Annotated in this window: 16 protein-coding genes; 10 read left to right on the forward strand and 6 right to left on the reverse strand. The window is 56.8% G+C overall.

Going from position 1 to position 20002, the window contains the following annotated elements:
- Positions 1–112: 112 nt before the first annotated feature.
- A complete protein-coding gene (locus tag IEY38_RS17035; RefSeq protein ID WP_188979744.1) occupies positions 113–1297 on the forward strand; it encodes an ABC transporter substrate-binding protein in 1185 nt (394 codons plus the stop codon).
- A 270-nt stretch (positions 1298–1567) separates the two neighbouring features.
- Here IEY38_RS17035 and IEY38_RS17040 read toward each other — a convergent pair whose 3' ends face one another.
- Complete coding sequence (locus IEY38_RS17040; protein ID WP_188979809.1) at positions 1568–1714, reverse strand: hypothetical protein; 147 nt, start codon at positions 1712–1714, stop codon at positions 1568–1570.
- Between the two features lie 2005 nt (positions 1715–3719).
- Here IEY38_RS17040 and IEY38_RS17045 point away from each other — a divergent pair.
- The 4 genes from IEY38_RS17045 to IEY38_RS17060 all read left to right on the forward strand — a co-directional run bounded on the left by IEY38_RS17045 (position 3720) and on the right by IEY38_RS17060 (position 7588).
- On the forward strand, positions 3720–4121 hold the full coding sequence (locus IEY38_RS17045; protein WP_229775358.1) for a hypothetical protein: 402 nt from the start codon (positions 3720–3722) through the stop codon (positions 4119–4121).
- Between the two features lie 619 nt (positions 4122–4740).
- Complete coding sequence (gene rdfA / locus IEY38_RS17050; protein ID WP_188979745.1) at positions 4741–5496, forward strand: rod-determining factor RdfA; 756 nt, start codon at positions 4741–4743, stop codon at positions 5494–5496.
- Positions 5497–5498: 2 nt separating this feature from the next.
- Positions 5499–7277, forward strand: a complete 1779-nt coding sequence (locus IEY38_RS17055) for an archaea-specific SMC-related protein (RefSeq protein ID WP_188979746.1) — start codon at positions 5499–5501, stop codon at positions 7275–7277.
- A gap of 92 nt (positions 7278–7369) precedes the next feature.
- Entirely contained in the window at positions 7370–7588 is a 219-nt protein-coding gene (locus IEY38_RS17060; RefSeq protein WP_188979747.1) for a hypothetical protein, read from the forward strand.
- A gap of 102 nt (positions 7589–7690) precedes the next feature.
- On the opposite strand, the gene IEY38_RS17065 is transcribed toward IEY38_RS17060, so the two are convergent.
- The gene (locus tag IEY38_RS17065) at positions 7691–8434 is read right to left on the reverse strand and encodes an ABC transporter permease (protein ID WP_188979748.1); all 744 of its coding nucleotides are present in this window, start codon (positions 8432–8434) and stop codon (positions 7691–7693) included.
- On the reverse strand, positions 8431–9369 hold the full coding sequence (locus IEY38_RS17070) for an ABC transporter ATP-binding protein (RefSeq protein WP_188979750.1): 939 nt from the start codon (positions 9367–9369) through the stop codon (positions 8431–8433). Before IEY38_RS17070 ends, IEY38_RS17065 begins: the two co-directional genes overlap by 4 nt.
- A 113-nt stretch (positions 9370–9482) precedes the next feature.
- Between IEY38_RS17070 and IEY38_RS17075 the strand changes: the two genes are divergently transcribed.
- The 4 genes from IEY38_RS17075 (at position 9483) to IEY38_RS17090 (ending at position 13292) form a co-directional block, all read left to right on the forward strand.
- On the forward strand, positions 9483–10379 hold the full coding sequence (locus IEY38_RS17075) for a DUF106 domain-containing protein (RefSeq protein ID WP_188979752.1): 897 nt from the start codon (positions 9483–9485) through the stop codon (positions 10377–10379).
- Positions 10380–10461: 82 nt separating this feature from the next.
- On the forward strand, positions 10462–11139 hold the full coding sequence (locus IEY38_RS21850) for a hypothetical protein (protein ID WP_407647547.1): 678 nt from the start codon (positions 10462–10464) through the stop codon (positions 11137–11139).
- Positions 11140–11329: 190 nt separating this feature from the next.
- The gene (gene secY, locus IEY38_RS17085; RefSeq protein WP_188979754.1) at positions 11330–12799 is read left to right on the forward strand and encodes a preprotein translocase subunit SecY; all 1470 of its coding nucleotides are present in this window, start codon (positions 11330–11332) and stop codon (positions 12797–12799) included.
- 139 nt (positions 12800–12938) lie between these two features.
- Positions 12939–13292, forward strand: coding sequence for a hypothetical protein (locus IEY38_RS17090; RefSeq protein WP_188979756.1), 354 nt, complete (start codon positions 12939–12941; stop codon positions 13290–13292).
- 1 nt (position 13293) lies between these two features.
- Here IEY38_RS17090 and IEY38_RS17095 read toward each other — a convergent pair whose 3' ends face one another.
- A complete protein-coding gene (locus IEY38_RS17095; protein ID WP_188979758.1) occupies positions 13294–13971 on the reverse strand; it encodes a halocyanin domain-containing protein in 678 nt (225 codons plus the stop codon).
- A 60-nt stretch (positions 13972–14031) separates the two neighbouring features.
- On the reverse strand, positions 14032–16443 hold the full coding sequence (locus tag IEY38_RS17100) for an amino acid permease (RefSeq protein WP_326838521.1): 2412 nt from the start codon (positions 16441–16443) through the stop codon (positions 14032–14034).
- A gap of 385 nt (positions 16444–16828) precedes the next feature.
- Between IEY38_RS17100 and IEY38_RS17105 the strand changes: the two genes are divergently transcribed.
- Positions 16829–17989, forward strand: coding sequence for a universal stress protein (locus IEY38_RS17105; RefSeq protein WP_446685133.1), 1161 nt, complete (start codon positions 16829–16831; stop codon positions 17987–17989).
- A gap of 858 nt (positions 17990–18847) precedes the next feature.
- On the opposite strand, the gene IEY38_RS17110 is transcribed toward IEY38_RS17105, so the two are convergent.
- Positions 18848–19948 carry an ABC transporter substrate-binding protein gene (locus tag IEY38_RS17110; RefSeq protein WP_188979762.1) on the reverse strand — a complete coding sequence of 367 codons (1101 nt, stop codon included), beginning with the start codon at positions 19946–19948 and terminating at the stop codon, positions 18848–18850.
- Between the last annotated feature and the right edge of the window lie 54 nt (positions 19949–20002).

Consider the following 20002-nt stretch of genomic DNA (forward strand, 5'->3'; position numbering starts at 1 on the left):
TTTCGAGTGGTTGGGTAGTATCGGACCCGATTTCACTCTGAGGATTGATGACGCTACGAATGAGTTGTTACGTTCCAAAACAGTTTTCAATATTTAGGTTGGCCTAAATCGTGTGCAAGACAATTCCACCGGCTCTCGTACATCGACGCGACGAGATCTCATTAAGTACGGCAGCGCCCTCGTCGGTAGCGGATTGCTCGCTGGTTGTACCGATGGGGATGGCTCCCAGTCCAACACGAATGAGTCGGGTTCTATACAGACCACGACCAGGACTTCTGACACGACCACGGCTGATAGTTCGTACTCAGTGTCGATAGAACCAGCCGGCGAAGTGACCTTCGAGTCCGTTCCCGAAACGTGGGTCGCAGAAAACGCCAGTTGGGGAGACATGGGTGTCGCACTCGGTTTGGAGAAGCCGAGCGCGGTCGTCCTCACGGGTGAGTACCGGACATGGGCATACGAGGACATTCCGGGCCTGTCCACAAGCAAGGAAGATATGGTCTCGCTCTGGCAGGACGGGATTTCCAAGGAGACGCTTCTGGAAATCGATAGCGGCGTCCATTTTATCGACCCGAACTATATGACTAATCTCATCCCCAACTGGGAACGTGCGGATGTTACGGAGATGGCTGACCGAATCTCTCCGTTCTGTGGCAACACGAGTTTCTCGACGTATCCGTGGCACGAAGACTATCCGTACTACTCGCTGTACGAGGCCACCGAGAAGGTCGCACAGGTATTCCAGAGAATGGACCGTTTTGAGGCGCTTCAGACGCTCCACGACGAGACCATTTCGGGCATACAGGAACGATTGCCACCCGAAAGCGAGCGGCCGGCTATCGGGCTCCTCTCTCCAGCATCAACCGAACCGGAAAAATACTACCCCTACCGGCTCGATGACACGACCGCATACAAACACTGGCACGACCTCGGTGTGAGCGATGCTTTTGAAGCTTCAGACATCCAGAGTTTCACCTCAGACCGCGGCACCATCGATTATGAGACGCTATTGGAGGTTGATCCCGAGATTATGCTGTTCTACACAGACACGTATTGGACGCGCTCGGAATTCCGTGAGACGTATCTTACGTTCCTCCAGGGTCACAGCGTAGCGAGCCAACTTAGCGCAGTCCAGAACGGAGAAGTCTACCCGGCGGGCGGGATGTACCAGGGCCCAATTATCAACCTCGCAAAGACCGAGCGTGCTGCAAAACAGCTATTCTCCGATATCTTTGATCAAGACGAGCAACTGTTCAGCCGTCAACGAGTCGCCAATATTCGGAACGGAGATATCTAGGCCGCTTAGCTGACTCTCGGCGTCACACCCGTTGTGAACTGGGGAATCGCTGTGGTCGTTCCGTTCGTGTCACGACTACTCACTACACTTCTGGAAACAGGAGGTCATTCCCGGTTCCTGCAGCTGGCAGACAGCGGCGTCGGCGGCGACTAGCCGTATGGATGCATTGTCGTCGTCCGGACCAGCGTGCCACTGGGCTCACCGGTAGCGGCGCACTCCTGCTGGTAGGGTTCCAGTCGTGATCGACACCGGGGTGAGTACTAAGATCGGTCATCCTTTGAGCACCGCCCGGCGCTCGACAGCAATATCGTGGGTACAGTCCCCGACCACATGACGGAGTCGCCACTGGCCCGTGTCTGGTGGCGCTGTATCGGTCGCAGGGTCCGGTGATGGACCGACACGGACCATCGGGGACATCAGTTCTCGCCTCCTTCGAAGGGTGGGGACGGCTGCTGTCGCGTTCTCCCAGTGCGTAGTCTGTGTGGGTGACGGTGAACGAAATGCGGTCATCAACCCGACCAAATGTCTGAGCCAGCTGTCGGCGTGTGGCTGTGTCCGGATCGGATGCTTGCAGTCTGTAGAGCGGTTCTGTTGGGAGGTCCGCCAGCAGTACATCCGTGGCGTGATCGTCGGTGACGGAACTGACTAGCAACAGCGGCTCACTGTTGATGGTCGTGATAGCGACGATCTCGCCGACGGCCGACTGTGGAGTCATCGGCCTGCCTCCCGAGAACGTACGTGTGAGTGTGTAGCTGTCGAATTATCGACAGACGGCAAGCGGATATCACAACCTCTTTTATTACCAACTGCATACCAGTCGGTTAGGTTCTGCCCCTCGCTCCATGTTTCCCTGATAGCCAGTTGTCCTATCGAATGTGTTGGGTGCAGGACCTGTCGCCTGCAACGGCGACATTGGGTGGTGCGTGGCACGCCGCTTTCCCCCGGCTGCCACCCGCCTTGCTGCTGCTCGGAATGTAAGAGTTGTGCAGTCGTTTCTGTGTTCTGTGGCTGGTGGTTCAGTCGGTTGTGGCTCGTCGGTAAACCGACAGACAGCGTGGGGATATCACAAACGTTTTCGTGACCACTCGTGTCAGGACTACATGGGTTCCGTGCCCTGTTCGATTCCATTGGATTCATCCATCCTCCCAATTGTGTCGGGGCTGGAGCCTGTCGTCGACATCCACGACGGCGACAATGGATGGTGCGTTGCACCCCAACTCTCCCATCCCCTAGCAACCCACCATTCTCTTTGCGCGACCAGTAGCGACTGGTGTTCTGTGAGTGAGTGCGGAAACTGCGGCTCGCATTACGTGGTGTACCGGGAGTGGACGGACATCTGGAGTGTGGCGGTAGAGTATTGAGACGCTGTCGATCGCTAGCGGGAATGTCCTTCACTGGGAGTACAGTGTAGCTGAACGGCTCTGGTACCTAGTTAGGGCCACGCTCCGGTGTGTGCCCGTTCGCCTGGGACTCTGCTCGGCAGTCATTTATTGCTCGGGTACTTCCCTGAAACGACTACTCGGTAAGCCTGCACATTGACCACTAATCTGTCACCGAAGGATTATACTGATGTCCGCAATTCTCACACCGGTACACTGGCCGCCATCCACCACCTGTCACAAATCGCTTGGCGTAAGCGTCTACTGCTCCACATTCAGGACAGACTTCAGGTGGCTCAGTAAGATTATCGCCCACAACCGCGATTCGCCACGTGTCAGTGTAAGCATTGGGCTGTACTGATCAACTCTCAAGGCGATGAACAGACCGTCTCGCCAGAGTCGTTCTCTTACCGTGAGACGGACGCCTCGCCGCAGCAACCCGAGATAGCCCGAGACGATGTGTCTGGCCACCGATGACTATCGCGAAGAATGATGCGGTCTAAAGTGTCTATGCAACAGGGATAACCACACGTTGGTCAAAGCGTAACCCATGTCCCCAACCAAGTCCCTCGTATTCGCTCTGTTCTGTGGTCTCGCTGTCGGCGGTCTTGTCTACCGATTCTTGCTTCCGGATTGGTTCTTCGCGCTCGGCATTGCAGCAGTGTACGCCGGTAGTGTGTACTTTTATTTCTCGTTCGATATCCCGTTGCTAGAAGAACATATCACGTTTCGGAAACATCCACACAGACTTGGCCATGCAGTTGGGATGTTCGGGCTGAGTATAAGTCCAGTAGCACTCATCGAATACGTTGACCTACAAGGACCCGAGGTCGTCGGAGTTCCGTCTGGATCACTGGTGTGGTTGCCTACCTTTTCTTGGTGTCACTCGCTCAAAGCCAAGAGTAATATTGGCAACTCAGACAGACCAGTGCCTTATCCATAACTGTCGGTAACTGGCTCTCCCGGCAGGATTGCAGACAGCCTGAGTATCACAACTGGAAATGTGTGGGGCGGATTAATATACACTAAGGCGAGACTATGTGATGATGGCACAATCGATTTCAGAGTTTGTCGAGTATGAGGAACAAGACGGCGTTGGTATCTGGTATATTGAAGATATGCCTGCAGCCGTCGAGAGCGGCGACATGGAACAAGCCGAACAACACTATGTTGAGACAGCAAGCGATCCAGATATGTATAGTGTCATCGTTGAAATCGGGAACGTAGAAAACGCTAACCGCGAGGTTCTTGAGCATGTCAATAAGAACTGGACTGAAGTGTCCGAAGAATCTGGCGTCAAAACGACTGCATATGTCGCTGATGGGCTGTCACGTCTAGCAATTAGCCAGAACAATGAAGCTAAGAGCGTCACGACAAAAGGATTTGAAGACTTTGACGACGCGCTTGAGTGGGCTCAGGAGCAACAGCAGAAGTTCATGGACTAAGACGGTTTAGCTTTGAAGTCACTATCCGTCTGTGAGTATGTATTACGGTCGGTACGATAGCCCCCATTTGTGTGGCGGCGACGATCTACTTGATGATGGGGCCGTCGAAATCGAGGACATAATGGATGAGCGTCAAGGTGTCCATCGAGACCCCAGAGAAGTCGACGCAGCTTCAGAAATCAAACAGGGCCGCTGCCGTCGAACGCCTTCCGACAGGCGTAGCGATTCTGGTTGATCGCCTGTACACGTCTATCGAAACACGGACAGTAGATTATAAACAAACCTATTTCTCCATATAACTCTAAGACCAACTACAACGAAGATACATCTCACTTATACCTCAGATCTGTGTCTAAAATATTACTAATAGCCAGCAAATCATGTATATTTGTCTTCGGATACGAAAATATGGAAGCAAAATGCTGTTGAGTGCGAATTTCTGCAAACACAAACGCAAGAACATAAGCACCCTAAACTGCTCCAGCACCGCGAAAGAAGAAATTGACAACGATTGGCTCAGACCTGTCAGCTTTACATAGAATCAGCTCATCCGAACGCGAGCCAAATGATAGTACGCACGTTTAATAGTCGGCATCCCTTTGATTCGGGTAGACACAGTATGGGATGCAAGGTCGAGACACTGGCTGACCGGTATGACCTCACCGCCCCTGGGTCAGGGGACCACTCTCTCGACGAGTATCTCGTGGCTCGCTGGACCGGCCGTGACGGACGATCAGCGGACGGGTACAAATCGCTCACGGAGTGGTTCAACAAACGGGTTCTCAAAGAGCTATACGCCGAAGTAGATCGGGAAACACTGGGTGTCCATCTGGACCGTGAGTACGAACTCATCACCGGTGATGACGACGTAGCGTACGACGAGCTGGCGGCCGCGCTTGCTGCTGATGGACTCGACGTCGAGCGTATCGAGAACGAACTCATCTCTTGGAGCACGATGCGCCATCATCTCAAGGGATGCCTCGAAGCGGACAAAAACACTAACGAGGCGAAGACTGACTGGGAGTCAAACACCGTCGAGGTCGCCCGACAGCAGACCGAGGAAAAGGCCCAGTCGGTTCTCTCTTCGCTGGCATCGAAGGAGCGACTCGCAGATGCTGAGTCCGCCGAAGTAGATGTCCAGGTAAAACTCGGCTGTTCGGACTGTTCCGTTCGGGTCCCGTTCGACGAGGCGGTCGAGCGTGGCTACGTCTGTGAACAGCACGTCTCGGATGAAGACGAGAAAGAGACTACCGTGGATAGCTGGAAGAACACTCTCTCGTCGGTGATTACACCATACGGTGCGGTCGAAGCGGTTCAGTGTCTAATACTCGAAGAACCATCTCTCTTGGAGACACTCCTACTCCCGGCCTTCTGAATATGACATGGGAACTCACAGTCGAGAATATCGCCGGGATTCGTAGCGCAAACGAGGCAATTGAACCTGGAGTGAACGCCGTCCGGGCGAGTAACTGGCAGGGGAAATCGAGCTTTCTACAGGGTATCCAGACAGTGTTCGGGGCTGAGACGCCGCTCACTGAGGGTACTGATCAGGGGCGGGTCGAACTCAACGCGGACGGGGAGGCGTTTGAAGTTCGACTCGAGCGGGACGGCGTGGCGGTCAGTCGCCGCGGTACCCCATACCTTTCGTCCGAGTACGACCGAATCTGTGCCGATCTGTTCGCGTTTCTCGACGAGAACAACGCTGTTCGAAAGGCAGTCCGAGACGGCGACCCGCTTGAGCCGGTGCTTACGAAGCCGCTCGATTTCGAGGACATCGACAGCCAACTGGCCGAACTGCGGTCCGAACGAGACCAGGTCGAACGCGAACTCGAACGGGCTAACGATGCGGCAGAGCGGCTCCCCAAACTGCAGGAGCGAGAGACCAATCTTGAGGCTGAGCTTGAGGAGCTACACAGCGAACGGGAGGCACTTGACGCCGACGGCGACGACACCGAGGCCAGAGCAGAACTCAGCGACCTCCGAGCAGAGCGAGAACGCGTGCAGCGACGTATCGACCGGCTTGAGCAGACTGTCGAGCGAGTGGAAACCCGGCTCGCCGAGAACCGCACTGAACTCTCTGAGCTGACTGTCCCGGAGGAGAGTAATGTAGAGATGGAGTTAGAGCAGGTCCGCGAGCGTCTCGAATCGCTCGAACGGGACCGGGAGCTGTTACAGGGGGTTTTCGAGGCTAACAAGCGGGTGCTCGACTCGGACCGAACTGAGTTGCTGACTGACGTCTCTCGGGACCTGCTCGGGGACACAGTCGAGTGTTGGCTCTGTGGAACGGAGACGACGGGCGACGAGATGGCTGACAAGCTTGACGCACTGGACGAGCAAATCACCGAGCTACGTCGTGAGGAATCAGAGTACCGGACACGAGTCGAAGAGCTTGAGGCCCGCCGTGATGAGGTCAAAACCGCCCGCCGGCAGGAAGCGGACTTGACGGACCGAATCGCCGAGCTGGAAACGTCTCTCGACGAAAAAACCGAGGAACTCTCTTCGGCCCGCGACCGACTGGCCGATCTGGAGGCTCGCGTCGACGAGGTGGCGGAGTCCGTCGAGACAGAATCGGAACGGCTCACCGACATCGAGAGTGAGATCAAATACACAGAAGCGGAACTCGAAGATGTTCGAGCGGAACTGGCCGACGCCGAGTCCCGTGCCGAGCAGCGTGAGATGCTCAGCGCGGAGTACGACGATCTCACGGCCGAGATCGCTTCGCTTCGGAACCGTAAAGATGAGATCAAGCAGGACCTCCGCGAGTCGTTTTCGACGGCGCTAGCGGAGCTGTTCGAACGTTTCGATACTGGTTTCGAGATGGCTCGCCTGACCAGTACGTTCGACCTCGTCGTCGCTCGTGATGGGCGCGAGACGACACTCGATGCCCTTAGCGAGGGTGAGCGGGAACTCCTCGGTCTTGTCGTTGCACTCGCCGGTCACGAGGCATACGACGTGGGTGAGCGTGTCCCGGTGTTGCTCCTCGACGGGCTGGGAAGCCTCGCAAGTGACAACATCGCCACCTTCGTCGAGTACACTGCGGACCGGGTTGACTATCTTGTCTTGACAGCGTATCCTGAACACGGCGGGTTTGACGCAAACGAACTCTCCCCATCCGACTGGGACGTCGTCTCTCATCGGGCCGAAACCAAAGCGTAACGCTAACCCAAGCAGCGATCGGTTCGGCCCGTGGTAACATGTAATGCATTCTCGCCAGACTTATATTTCCGATTACGTTAGCCGCTGATGTGATGAGCGAGTTTACCGAAGCCCACGAGCGTGGAGTCCAAGCATTTACCAAGAGCTTATTGCACAGGGAACAGACGTGTAGCAACTGTGATTTCCAGGATACAGTCCTCCACAGCGACTGGCAGACCCATGTCGAGACGGACCACCAGTCGGGCCACATACGGTATCGGCTTACGTGTCCGGACTGCCAGTCCGAGGAAGTGCTCGATATCGACATTTGAGTCTAGCGGAGTTGCCGGAGTAGACCCGAAGACACTCGTAGTAACAACCACTAAGTCATTGTTAGATCTGGACTGTGAAGGATGAGGGCACTGCTCGCCCCGTCACTCCTGTGGCACAGCGTAGGCACCGAGGGCGAAAACCAGCGCGGCGAACATCGCCAGTACCAGCAGGTCGAGCCAGGCCGTTTGGTTGAGGTACGTGACGTTTCTGACCCCGCGAGAGAAGTACGTGAGCGGTGACAGACCGATCACCGGGCGGAACCACGTCGGAAGCCGCTCCGGCATAACGAACGTCTCAGAGAGGAACACGAGCGGCAGCGCGACGGCATTACTGGCAGCGACAACGCCGTCCTGTGAGCCAGTGATCCGTCCCAGTATGGCTCCGAGCCCGCAAAAAACCACGACCGCGAGGATGATAAACGGAAGGAGCAACGGTGAGAGTCGGATAGTCCCGCCCACGAGCAGTTCTAGCGCCCCTAGTACGACGGTACTCGCGAGAACGATGATAGCGATGTTAACGAGTGTGTGCGCAGCCAACCACTCGCGAGAAGTCGCAGGCGTGGTCGACAGCTTCTGAAACCGGTTCCCGTCCCGATATCGGGCGAGTGAACTCCCGATTCTGGACAGCGGTGTCAAGAGGACGATAACCGCCAGATAGCCCGGCACGTAGAAGCTAGTCGGGTGTCCGAACAGACCGCCGCCCGCCGGGTTCGTCTGAACGATGATGCCAAAGATCCCGACGAGGATGAGCGGGAATCCGAAGGTGAAAAACACGGCCGTCCGCCGACGAAGGAACGTTCGCCACGCCGCTCCGGCCTCGGCAGTGATACGGCTCGTCCGACTCATCGGGACCGACCTCCGGCAGTCATGGGCTCTCGCGAGGGTCCGTCCTCGTCGGTACTCTCATCGGTGAGGCTCAAGTAGACATCTTCGAGGGAAGGGTCGGTCCATGTGAGCGTCTCGTACGTGACCCCCTGCGCGTCCAGTTGTCCGACGACCCGTCCGATATCAGCTGTCGCAACATCCAGAATTCGTATGCCGTCTTCCGTCGGCTCGACCTCTGCGTCAAGCCCCGCCAGTTGCTCTGGAGACGTTTCTGTCTCGACGAGGAGATGCGTACCGCCGCCGTAGGATGCGATAAGGTCGGTCGGCGGGCCGACTTCGACGAGTGTGCCGTCATCGAGCAAGGCGACTCGGTCTGCGAGCTGCTGGGCTTCTTTCATGTAGTGGGTCGTGAGAAATATCGTCGTCCCCTCGGCCGCCAAGTCGTCGATGAGTGACCAGAGTGACTGACGACCAGCCGGATCGATTCCCGTCGTTGGCTCGTCGAGAAAGAGGAGGTCAGGGTCGTTGACGAGAGCAATGCCGACGCAGACACGCCGCTGCTGCCCTCCTGATAGGTTCCTGTACCACGTCTCATCGGCTGTTTCCATGCCGACAGCAGTGAGTACGTCGTCGACGCGCTGGGGGTCGTCGTAGAGTCCCTGATAGTACGTTACTAGTTCACGTGCTGTCAGCCGTTCCGGCGGTGTAAACGACTGGGGCAGCAATCCGAGACGACCGTCCTCGACACTGGTCGGTGACTCGCCGAAGATGCTAACCGAGCCCGAATCGGGTGTTGTTGTTCCAGTAAGGGCTTCGACGAGGGTCGTCTTTCCAGCCCCATTTGGGCCAACTAGTGCGAATATCTCCCCACCGTCGACATTAACCGACACGTCGTCGATCGCGATCGTGTCGCCGTAGCGCTTGCTTATACTCTCCGCTAGAACTGCTGGGGGCATAGCTGAACGTGTGCTGTCTTCGGACCTAAGCTATTCGCTTCGGGACGACGGTAGTACGAAACCGGCGGGACAGAAGAATTGATAACGGTTCAGTTTTAGAATTACCTGTTGGAATGCCAGACAAACCGATACCATCGGTTATAGAAGAACCAGCGATGCGTGACGCTCTCGCTACGGTGGTCGAGCACAGTGACAACGGAAACGAACCGCTCCAGTGGAACGACGTGAGTGGTTCGCTGTCCAGTGAAGAGTGGGGGCGGCTCGTACGGGAGGAGGTGCTTGTCAGTGACGGCACTGGATTTACCTTGGCGAATCCAGAGCGGGTGCGGGAGGCACTGCAACCGGACGAACCGCTGGACACAACGACGGACACGGACGGAATCGAGGCTGAATCGTGGGCCTGGTATGACAAGACAGCAGGGCTGGCGGCCCTCTCGCTCTTTGCAGGGTACTGGAGCACCGGTATCAGGAATACCATCGCATCGTACGATGATCTCCTTCTTGCTCCGATCACGGATGCGCTCCCGTTTTTCGCCGTCATCATATTGCTCGCACTCGTCACCGGACTGTATTCGACCGTACTGCAGTCACGGCTGAGAGACACCGAGACGATACAGGCGTATCAGGAGCGGATGAACGAATTGAAAGAACGCAAGGAGGCGGCAAAAGAGCGCGGGGACGATGAAACACTCGAGGAACTACAGGAGGAACAACTGGAAGCCGCTGGCGACCAGCTCGGGATGTTCAAACTACAGTTCCGGCCGATGGTGTGGATCATGCTCTTGACCATTCCAGTGTTCCTTTGGCTCCGGTGGAAAGTCCGTGGCGGGCATCTCAGTGGGACCGAAGCCGGGTTGATCGTACCACTCGTCGGTGCCGTCGGCTGGCAAGAGCCGTTGTTCGGACCCATGAAAACATGGATTGTCTGGTACTTTCTCTGTTCGATGGTATCGCGGCAGCTCATCCAGAAGACCCTCGATATTCGACCGTCCGCCTCGCCGTCGGACTGACAGGCCCTAAGTGGTTGTTACTTGGCCCCCGAAAGATTAAAGACGAAACTGATTAGCGACACGGCGATAGGATGTCGAGTGAATGCCGTCGTCACGCTCGCGTCTCAAGTCACCGGTATCGCTAGTCGTCTTCAGCATCGGCGTCTGTTTCCTTGTACTGGGAGCGCTGGGGGCACTGGCCGACACTCACCCGGCGATCGGTGTCTCAGGGTGGGGACTGTATGCCGATAGGAATCTGGAGGTCATCGGGGTGCTTACCGGCGGTGTCGCACTCCTCGGGGAGTCAGTCCTCATACCGGCGGGCTGTGATACCCCGCCAACACTCGATTGCCAGACAGTGTACATGACCGAGCCATTGCAGGAGATGCTTCTTTCGCTTGCCGCGGAAGCGGAGCCGGACACGGTGTCGTTCGGCCTCGCGGTCACGCCGGCGGGAGAACTCGAAGCCGGTATCGACGCCCCTGACCAGGCCCCGGTCTTTTCAGACGTCTACCTACCCGAAGCGCCGAACTCGGTCAGTTCCGTATTCGGCATTGACCTGTCGACCCCACCACAGCGGACGCAGGGTCGGTTCATCTCACACCCACGCTCCGGGCTGGAGGTGACCAAACGCGATGACCTGCACGAAGTCGTCTTTGTGGCTGTGCCACCCTGGGACGCTGCATCTATTGCGGCGTTTGATCGGGCAGGCCGGCGCCACCGTCTCGAAACGGTGGACGCGGCGGCGAACCCGGACGTTCCCGAACCAGTAAACATTTGAAAGGCCACACAAGAGATAGCGACAACCACCGCGTCAGCAGTATCATCGGCAGCGCTACGTAGAGTGGCAGCGGTAGAGCTGCCTGTGACCTGTTCTGACGTGGGGGTCTCACAAGCATGACGCATATGATTCGTTGTCGGTACAGCTGTCAGTATGGTATCGTTACTTGGCCGTGCGCTGGAGGACAGCGATGAGCTGGAAAGACACTGCAGAACCCGTGCTGGTCCGGATGCCAGCCGTCCGCAAGCCGGACCGACACATCCCGTTCAAACGGAAACTGGCGTGGACGGCAGGCGTGCTGGTCCTCTATTTTTTCCTGACGAACGTGATGCTGTTCGGGCTTGATATCACCCGTGATCAGGCCGTGTTCGGTCGCTTTAGCTCGATACTTGCGTCCGGCCAGGGGTCAGTGCTACAGCTCGGCATCGGACCCATCGTCACGGCGAGTATCGTCTTACAGCTGCTAGGTGGAGCCAATCTCCTTGGACTCGATACACAGAACGACCCACGCGACCAGATACTCTATCAGGGCCTTCAGAAGCTGCTGGTGCTTGTGATGATCTGTCTGACCGGCTTGCCGATGGTGTTTGCAGGGAATTTCCTGCCCGTTGATACCCAGGTGGCCCAGTCGCTAGGTATTGGAACCGCTGGTGTCCAGTGGCTCATCTTCGCACAGATGTTCGTCGGTGGATTACTCATTCTCCTCATGGACGAAGTGATCTCCAAGTGGGGGGTCGGCTCCGGTATCGGCCTGTTTATCGTCGCTGGCATCAGTCAGCGACTCGTCGGTGGGTTGCTTACACATCCGGTTATCGGCGGTCAACAGTACGGTATCATCCTGACCTGGATACGGATAGCAACCGGTGACGTCCCTATCGGCCCCGTATTCAGTTCCGACGGCCTTCAGGCACTCCTGTTCACACAGGGCCATTTACTCCAACTCTTTACGACGCTCCTCATCTTTGCTATCGTCGTCTACGCCGAATCCGTGCGTGTGGAGATCCCACTCTCGAACGCGAGAGTAAAGGGTGCGAGAGGTCGGTTCCCGGTGAAACTCATTTACGCGAGCGTCCTCCCGATGATATTCGTCCGCGCGATACAGGCGAACATTCAGTTCCTGGGCCGTATTTTGCGGGCGCAACTGGAGAGTCTGCCAGCGTGGCTCGGTGTCTACGCGAACGGGCGTCCTGTCGGGGGACTGTTTTATTATCTTGCACCGATCCAATCACCGCGTGACTGGATGTGGTTCCTCGGCGAGGTCACCCAACCCGTCTGGAAAATACTGCTTCGGATGGGCATCGACCTGACGTTTATGACCGTCGGTGGTGCCATCTTCGCCGTCTTCTGGGTCGAGACTGCCGATATGGGGCCTGAGTCGACGGCACAGCAGATCCATAGTTCCGGGATGCAGATACCCGGCTTCCGCCAGAACGTCGGCGTCATCGAGAAGGTTCTGGAACGGTATATCCCGCAAGTCACGGTTCTGGGAGGCGCGCTTGTCGGTCTGCTGGCGGTCATGGCGAACATGCTCGGTACCATCGGCGGTGTTGGGGGAACGAGCTTGCTGCTCACTGTCTCGATTACGTATAAGTTGTACGAGGAGATTGCTGAAGAGCAACTCATGGAGATGCACCCCATGATGCGCCAGCTGTTCGGGTGATTTTGCGCGGCGAGTGGTCGCTCTCTGCGGGTTTTGAACTGCGCATAACATCAACGCTGCTCAGAAAACAACCACTAAGCCCCTGTTAATATGTTCCTGTTCCGGGAGTTATAGAAGCATCGAGTGCGTTTCCGTCTCTATGGAGGAAGAGAACACTCATCCAAAACCACCAGTTGATCTGTCCGATAACATTGTTTCTGTGTTACAAGATGCGTCTGTTCATGACTTACGGGAGAGTGTGATATATGCTCAGGAGCTACTCCAGCATAATCATGAACCGACCGAGCAAATAGAGCCATTACCGGGTGAAGAGATCGTCGAAATAAAAGGTGAAGGCAAGCGGTTCACGGTACTGAAACGCCAGCAGTGTGCGGATAATTGTCCCGACTGCCCACACGGGCCGTATGTTTACGAAGTTACACAAGAAAAACAACTGAACGGCGAGACACACTTTCACTGGGCGTTCATTGGCCCATATATTGCAAACGAATAGCTTAGTCGTTGCCGCCGCTGGTGTGCGGTGACTCGGCGTACTTGAGCTGGAAGAAGGCGAATATCAGTGAGAGGATCACGGCGAAACCTGCACCGAAACCAATGAAGTGTGGTTGTAACGGGACTCCCGCTTGATGGGGGTCTACTTCGACGGGGCCACCACCACCAACAGTTGTTGTTGGATACTCTTCGCCCACGACCACAGCGCCCTTCATACCGAGGCCTTTGTGCGGGTCACAGTAGTACTTGTAGAGACCAGCCTCCTCGAACGTGTATTCGTAGTTGACGCCAGCACTCCCCGTTGGTGACCCTGAGTCAAGCGGGCCGTCGCCGTCCGAGACTACGTTGTGGCCACCACCCTCGCCCGTCCACTTGAACTTGACTGTCGTGCCCGTGTCGACGTGAATCGCAGGCGGGCCGAAGCCGAACGCGCCGCCGTTTGCCTGCACACCGACTTCGACCGTTGCCGACTTCTGCCCTGTCGCGTCGACGGTACTCGTTGGGTCACTGAAGTTTCCGACGTCACCGAACCACCCGCCGTAGTCCGGCACTGTGGTTGCTTCACTCCCACCGCCCTCACCGCCACCGTCCTCCTGCGCGGCTGCGGTTCCAGACATGCTAAGCGTGCTCAGAGCGGTCGCTGTACCTCCGGCTGTCTGGACGAACTGCCGTCTGTCCATCTCAGTTCTACCGTCATGTACACATCTGCATAAATCTACGGAAAAAGATATCCCGGCTCGCTACCGGCGGTACCCGCGGAGCCACCGCGTCACGAACGATGTGATACCGAGGTTGCGTTTGGCCATGATAACCGTACTCTGTGCGCGCCGCCCGACGGTTTCGGGAATGGCTCCGACGACTAATTGCTGGAGCATACTCTCACGCGATGCGCCGATGACGGTCATGTCAACGTCGGCAGTGGCCTCGACGATGGTGCCGGCGACGTCATCACTCTCGATACGCCTCCGGGTCGTTTCAACGTCGTTCAGGATCGAGGCCGTCATTTCGAGCAGTCCCTCGCTGGCCTCGGCCGGCTCTCCGGAGTCGGCCACGGTCAGTATCTCTACCCGGGCATCGTTACCTCGTGCTACTGCCCGGGCCACCTCAGCGGCGAATTCCGCGTGGGGCCCACCTGCGGTGGGGACCAATATGTCGTCGACGGTTGGCTGGTCTCCGATTCGCTGGACAAGCACGTCACAGCCCGCCTGGGTAACCACTTGGTCGACGTTGCTCCCCAAGGCGACATCCCGCCGGCGGCCCTGGCCGCGCCATCCCATCAACACGACGTCGACATCGTTCTGCTCAACGGTGTTCAGGATCGCTGGGGCGACTTCGTGTCCGATTCGAATGGTCCCACTGACCGGGACATCGGGCCGCTCGTTCTCTGCGAACTCCAGCGCCGATTCAAGTACGGCACGTTCCTCCGAGACGAACTGACGGCCCTCCGAGAGCGGTGTCTGCTGTGGGACTGTGACGACGCTCATCACTTCTATTTCCGCATTGCGGTCGGCTGCAACGTCGAACGCGGTCTCCATCAGCTGGTCGACACTCTCCGGATTGGCGATGGGGACGAGTAGCCGCTCCTCCTGTGCCGTTCGTTCTGGTGCAGGGGCTTGTTCTGCAACGACGGTCGGCGTCTCCTCTTTGAGTTTTTCTTGCTCTTTCCGCTGGGAGTAACCGTAATAGACTGCGAGTCCAAGCCCCATCCAGACCACCGTCGTTACCAGTGCGATGAAGCCGTGTGAATCTGGACCCAGACCGATCTTCAGTCCCAGCGCCGACAGCAGGAACGGCGTCAGGAGGAACTGCAGGACGATGCCGATAAGCGGCGGCCACGGCATATATGGAACTTCGTACGTGCGCGGCAGGTCCGGATGGGTCTTGCGCATCTTGATGACTGTCCAGTTGACCTGCACGAACAGGAGAATGAACATGATGTCCGCCGACGCGGCGACGGCCTCTATCGGCAGTGTGACCGCCATGACCGCGATGAGAACCGCTGAGAGGAAAATAGCGATGTGTGGGGTACGCTTGTCGTCGTGTATCCGTGAGAACATTTCAGGGAGTGCTCGGTCCCGCCCCATTGCAAACGAGACTCTGGACGACGAGTAGACCGTCGCATTGAGCGCGCTCATCGTTGCTGTCAGCCCAGCAACAAGGAGTAGCGGCACACCGAACGGGACGAACTGTCCGGCGGCCTCGATGATACCGAGTTCACCGAGGTTTCCGAGGAGTTGCCACGTCGGTGCGTCGGCAGCGACCTCAGCCCGTTCGGCCAACTCCGGGACCACTTCGATACCACCCAATGCTGCGAAGGCGACGAGAATGTAAATCGGGACGACGATGGCGAGCGAGTAAAACACCGCCTTGGGGACGTTCTTGCCAGGGTTGACTACCTCCTCTCCGGACTGGACAATAATCTCGTAGCCCTCGAAGGCGATGTAGGTAAAGCCCATTGCACCGATGATACCGATGGCACCGTTCGGTGCGAACCCCGGACTGCCGACGAACTTCTGTGGCCATTGTGGAGTGTTAATTGTGGCAAGGATGCCGAAGGCGACGAACACGGCTAGGATACTGACCTTGATCCCAGTCACGACGACGCCTGCCTTCCCGGTCTCCTCGGCACCGCGGTAGTTGATGAACGCGAACAGCGCCACCATTCCAACGGCCAGTATTTTCTCTAATAGGCCCGATGTGAGAACGCCAAAGAGGACGAACTCGTGGGTGAGACTGGTACCATACACGATGAACTCCGTCAGGAAGACCCCAAACGTGACGGCGTACAGTGAACAAGCCACCGCGTGGGCGAACCAGCTCATCCACCCGGCATAGAAGCCGTTCGGATCGACGAGTGCCTCTTTGACCCAGAGGTAGCCACCTCCAGCCTCTGGGAACGCGGCTCCAAGCTCCGCGTACGATACGGCGGTAAACAGCGCGACAAACCCGTTGAGCAAGAAGGCGACGGTTAGCGCCGGGCCGGCCAATCCGGCGGCAAAGCCCGTCAGGGCAAACACGCCTGCTCCGATCATCGCGCCCACGCCGATGAACGTGATATCGAACAGGCTCATGTCTCTCGACAGTTCCGTCTCTACCTCTTCGGACGAGTCTGCCGAAACTGATGTTTCTGTGCCGGCAGTGCTATCTGTCATCCTCTACCCGTTCACCAAGAGACATGACTAAACTTTCGCTTCGGAACACCCCATGGAGGCGAAACACCTACACTGGATACTCTCGAAGTTCCGCTGAGAGATGCCCCAGCCGTTACGACGACGTATCCTGAACGCAAAGCGGGAATTCCACCGGCGCAAGCGAACTCGGGTTCGCGCGCTTCGCCGCTGGCTCGAGGATACTGAGAACCTGTTGCATATTTGCGTTCTTGTTATTGTCCCACTACTGATTGCGGCTGTCACCTGGCTCTCGAATATGTCCCCGGTGGTTTCGTTCCTAGTATACCCACCGCTCGCTTCGGGGACGTACACATTGTTTGCCGATCCTCATGGCCGATACTCGGATGCTCGCCGGTTTGTCGGTGGGATGACTGTCGGAGCAGTGAGTGGCTGGCTGGCGCTCGAACTTACTGCACAGTTCTGGTACACAGTGCCACCGACCCAGTTTCAGGTTCACTCCGGTGCAGCCGCACTCGGAATCTTTCTCACGGGAGCACTTACGTGGCTTTTGGATCTCGAAGTACCGACGGCCTATTCCTCAGCGCTTTTAGTCCTCGTAACGGGGTCCGAACAACTGAGGTATGTGGCTGGTATCTCAGTCGCAAGCGCGATCATTGCTGGCCTGTTCATCTTCTGGCGCCGAGAGTTCTACCGGGAGCGGGCACAGTATCTCTTCCAATCGACCAGCGGTAACGATCAGATTCTCGTCCCGATTGGAGGTGAGAACGCCACCTCGCTAGCACTTTTCGCCGGCCAAATAGCCGCGGCGCATGATGCGGGGAAGGTCGTCCTCATGGATTCCGTCACGACCGAAACGATCGACCAACTCGAAGCAGACCTCGCAACTAGCGAGTCCGAGACGGAACCGACCGAGAAAAGAGACCGACTCGCGGAGGATATGATCACGGAACAGTCATTATCCAGACTTGAACGGATACAGGAGTCGCTCACGTCGGCCGTCGACATCTCCTGTGAGTTCGTCGTAGCCGTCGAATCCGACGGGCCCGGTGAAACCGTTCTCCGGACTGCAGCCGATGAGAACTGCGATCTAGTCGTGGCACCGTACGAAGTCAACGAAGCGCGACCGACGAAATACGTGAGACAGATTCTGGGTGGACCGACCGATGTAATCGCATTCCGATCGGCTACTGGGATGACTGAGTGGCGTCACGTTCTCGTCATGGTGCGGGCTGCAGGTCCGGTTGCGAACGCGATGCTCGAGTTCACCCAGCGACTCTGTCCGACGTATGGAACCATTAGCGTCTGTACTTGTATCGAAAAACGTGCTAGTCGAAGAAATGCCGAGATAATGCTTGAAAACCTTGAACAGCCATTCGACAGGCCCGTCGAAACGCGGGTCGCGCACGACTCTGTTGAGCACTTTCTCGAACGCAACGCTACCAATTATGACCTTGTCGTACTCGGAGCGAGCACTGATCGGAGTACGTTTTCGCGCTTGCTCTCAGAGCCGACACACGAGTCGCTCCGTGACCTCGACTGTGACCTGGCTGTCGTCCACCAGAGTTGATTGTCCGCCGTGAAAGGAAAGAGCGGACGAGAACCGTACTACCAAAGGACACGAGCTGTACGACTCCCGTCGTTTAGAACCGCTCTCGCGGTCAGCGGCGTATCGAGTTGCCGCATTGGTAAATTAGAATGACAACCACTTAGTGATTGTTACTCGATGAGCGGTATAATGATTCTTGAAGTGAGAAGCGTAAACAGGCTCAGGACGCTCGGACGTATCTTATATCGGCAAGCAGTGATTTGATCTACGCCCTGCGCGTGCCGAGCAGGGCAATCTATCCGCTTCGCGTTCGAACTCGTCGGTCTCGGGACAATCACCGTCGGCCACCCCGCCCAGTCGTTTGTCGGTGGCGCCTTCTCTACAGGGATACTCGAATCGATTGCTAGAATTAGACTATCTTAGTCTGCTTCGAGAATTCTAGCCACCAACTTACGAATACACCACCATCTAGGGGGAAAATAGTGCTATAAAGGGCGGAAAAATTAATCTTAATCTCCACATCTGTGATTATATATCCTCGTCGCGTTCGTGACGAGAACGGTCTTATCTCCTGAGCAGATACTCTAGTCCAAGGAGACCGTACTCGCTGTTGCGGCGAGCAGGCCCTTTACGATCAGAAAATTTGCACTCTTCCTCATACTCAAATCTGTTCTGAGCGACTCTCCGATCAAATATCAAAACTTGGTAACTTACATTATTTCTACCACTATTCTCCAGAAATAGAAAGACGGCGTCGGGGTTGCCGAGTCGAAACGGTGGCCCAGCTAAACTGTTGCCCGTACGCTCCCATCTCCGTAGTACCGGACATGGACGAAGCCGTCGATGGTCGGTTCCATATCGGACGGCCCTTTCAGTCAGTTAGCCATCGCCGTTGATGATATCCGCGACCCTTTGCCGGTCGAACAGCGTTTCATCGGAGAACACGTCAGAGTAGATCCGCTGGGCCGCGACTTCGGTCTGGAAGAGGTTGATGATCGGTCCCTGATCGAGGTATCCGCCGCGGTAGACCGCGTCGTTCTGGACGGCGGTCAGTTCGCTGGCGACAGGGTTGTTCCGCATCGGCTCTACGATGGACTCCTCGAACGTCGACTGATCCTTTTCCACCTGCCCACGGACCAGCAGGACATCCGGGTCGATATCCAGCAGCGTCTCGAAATCCACTTTGAGGCTCGTGTTGCCGGAGTAGTGTCCTACGTCGGTCCCTTCGAAAGCGTCCCGGAGCCGCAGATCGCGCCAGTGTTTCTTTCCGACACCACCGTCGTACAGCTGGTAGGGGTAGAACGTCTTCGGCGTTTCGTCTGCGGGGTAGATTAGTGCGGCCTCCGGTGTCGTTTCGGGCAGTTGTTCCCGAAGGTCCGTCAGGAACTCTTCATGGAACGATGCGAACTGCTGGTAGCGCTGCTCGCGGCCGAAGACCTGTGCAATCTTCTCGAAGGCCTCGTACAGTGAGTAGTACGGGTAGTCGTGCCAGTCGTCGCTACGCCGCCGGATGAAGTTCCCGAAGAAGGGCCCGATGTTCTCTTTGACCTCTTGGATGTCTCGGTCGTTCCAGTCGTACCAGTTGAGAAGTTGGTTTGGTTCCATGAAGTGGACGTCGGCATCCATCTCGTAGAACAACTCTTTATCCACGCCGTCCTGATAGAGGGTCGTCACCGCATCTGGATCGTACTCGACACCGGGGAGCTCCTCGTAATACTCGGTGGCATACCGGTACGGCAACTGTATTCCAAGTGTCTGGCCCGCGTCGAGGGCCATCCCCATGTCAGCGTAACTCGGTAGCAGTGCTACCCAATCTTCGGGTGGCCCCTCGAAGGTCACGGGTCCCATTGGCTCCATCGAAACAGTGTAAGAGCTGCTACTTTCGGTTACTGACTCACTTTCACCGCTTCCGTTGCTACAGCCCGCCAACAGTCCGGTCGCTGAAACGATACCACTCGTGATATAGGTTCGTCTCCGCATCGTACTTTAGGCTAGCCTAAAAGTATAACAGTCTATTGGAATGTACGTTTGATT

The sequence above is a fragment of the Haloarcula sebkhae genome, assembly GCF_014647415.1.
GTDB classification, from domain to species: Archaea; Halobacteriota; Halobacteria; order Halobacteriales; family Haloarculaceae; genus Haloarcula; species Haloarcula sebkhae.

Bases quoted from the DNA above. Each gene is read 5' to 3' on its own strand.
- IEY38_RS17040 (WP_188979809.1), bottom strand. From the start codon at position 1,714: ATGTCCCCGATGGTCCGTGTCGGTCCATCACCGGACCCTGCGACCGAT.
- IEY38_RS17045 (WP_229775358.1), top strand. From the start codon at position 3,720: ATGATGGCACAATCGATTTCAGAGTTTGTCGAGTATGAGGAACAAGAC.
- rdfA (WP_188979745.1), top strand. From the start codon at position 4,741: ATGGGATGCAAGGTCGAGACACTGGCTGACCGGTATGACCTCACCGCC.
- IEY38_RS17055 (WP_188979746.1), top strand. From the start codon at position 5,499: ATGACATGGGAACTCACAGTCGAGAATATCGCCGGGATTCGTAGCGCA.
- IEY38_RS17060 (WP_188979747.1), top strand. From the start codon at position 7,370: ATGAGCGAGTTTACCGAAGCCCACGAGCGTGGAGTCCAAGCATTTACC.
- IEY38_RS17065 (WP_188979748.1), bottom strand. From the start codon at position 8,434: ATGAGTCGGACGAGCCGTATCACTGCCGAGGCCGGAGCGGCGTGGCGA.
- IEY38_RS17070 (WP_188979750.1), bottom strand. From the start codon at position 9,369: ATGCCCCCAGCAGTTCTAGCGGAGAGTATAAGCAAGCGCTACGGCGAC.
- IEY38_RS17075 (WP_188979752.1), top strand. From the start codon at position 9,483: ATGCCAGACAAACCGATACCATCGGTTATAGAAGAACCAGCGATGCGT.
- IEY38_RS21850 (WP_407647547.1), top strand. From the start codon at position 10,462: ATGCCGTCGTCACGCTCGCGTCTCAAGTCACCGGTATCGCTAGTCGTC.
- secY (WP_188979754.1), top strand. From the start codon at position 11,330: ATGAGCTGGAAAGACACTGCAGAACCCGTGCTGGTCCGGATGCCAGCC.
- IEY38_RS17090 (WP_188979756.1), top strand. From the start codon at position 12,939: ATGGAGGAAGAGAACACTCATCCAAAACCACCAGTTGATCTGTCCGAT.
- IEY38_RS17095 (WP_188979758.1), bottom strand. From the start codon at position 13,971: ATGGACAGACGGCAGTTCGTCCAGACAGCCGGAGGTACAGCGACCGCT.
- IEY38_RS17100 (WP_326838521.1), bottom strand. From the start codon at position 16,443: ATGACAGATAGCACTGCCGGCACAGAAACATCAGTTTCGGCAGACTCG.
- IEY38_RS17105 (WP_446685133.1), top strand. From the start codon at position 16,829: ATGACTGTCGGAGCAGTGAGTGGCTGGCTGGCGCTCGAACTTACTGCA.
- IEY38_RS17110 (WP_188979762.1), bottom strand. From the start codon at position 19,948: ATGCGGAGACGAACCTATATCACGAGTGGTATCGTTTCAGCGACCGGA.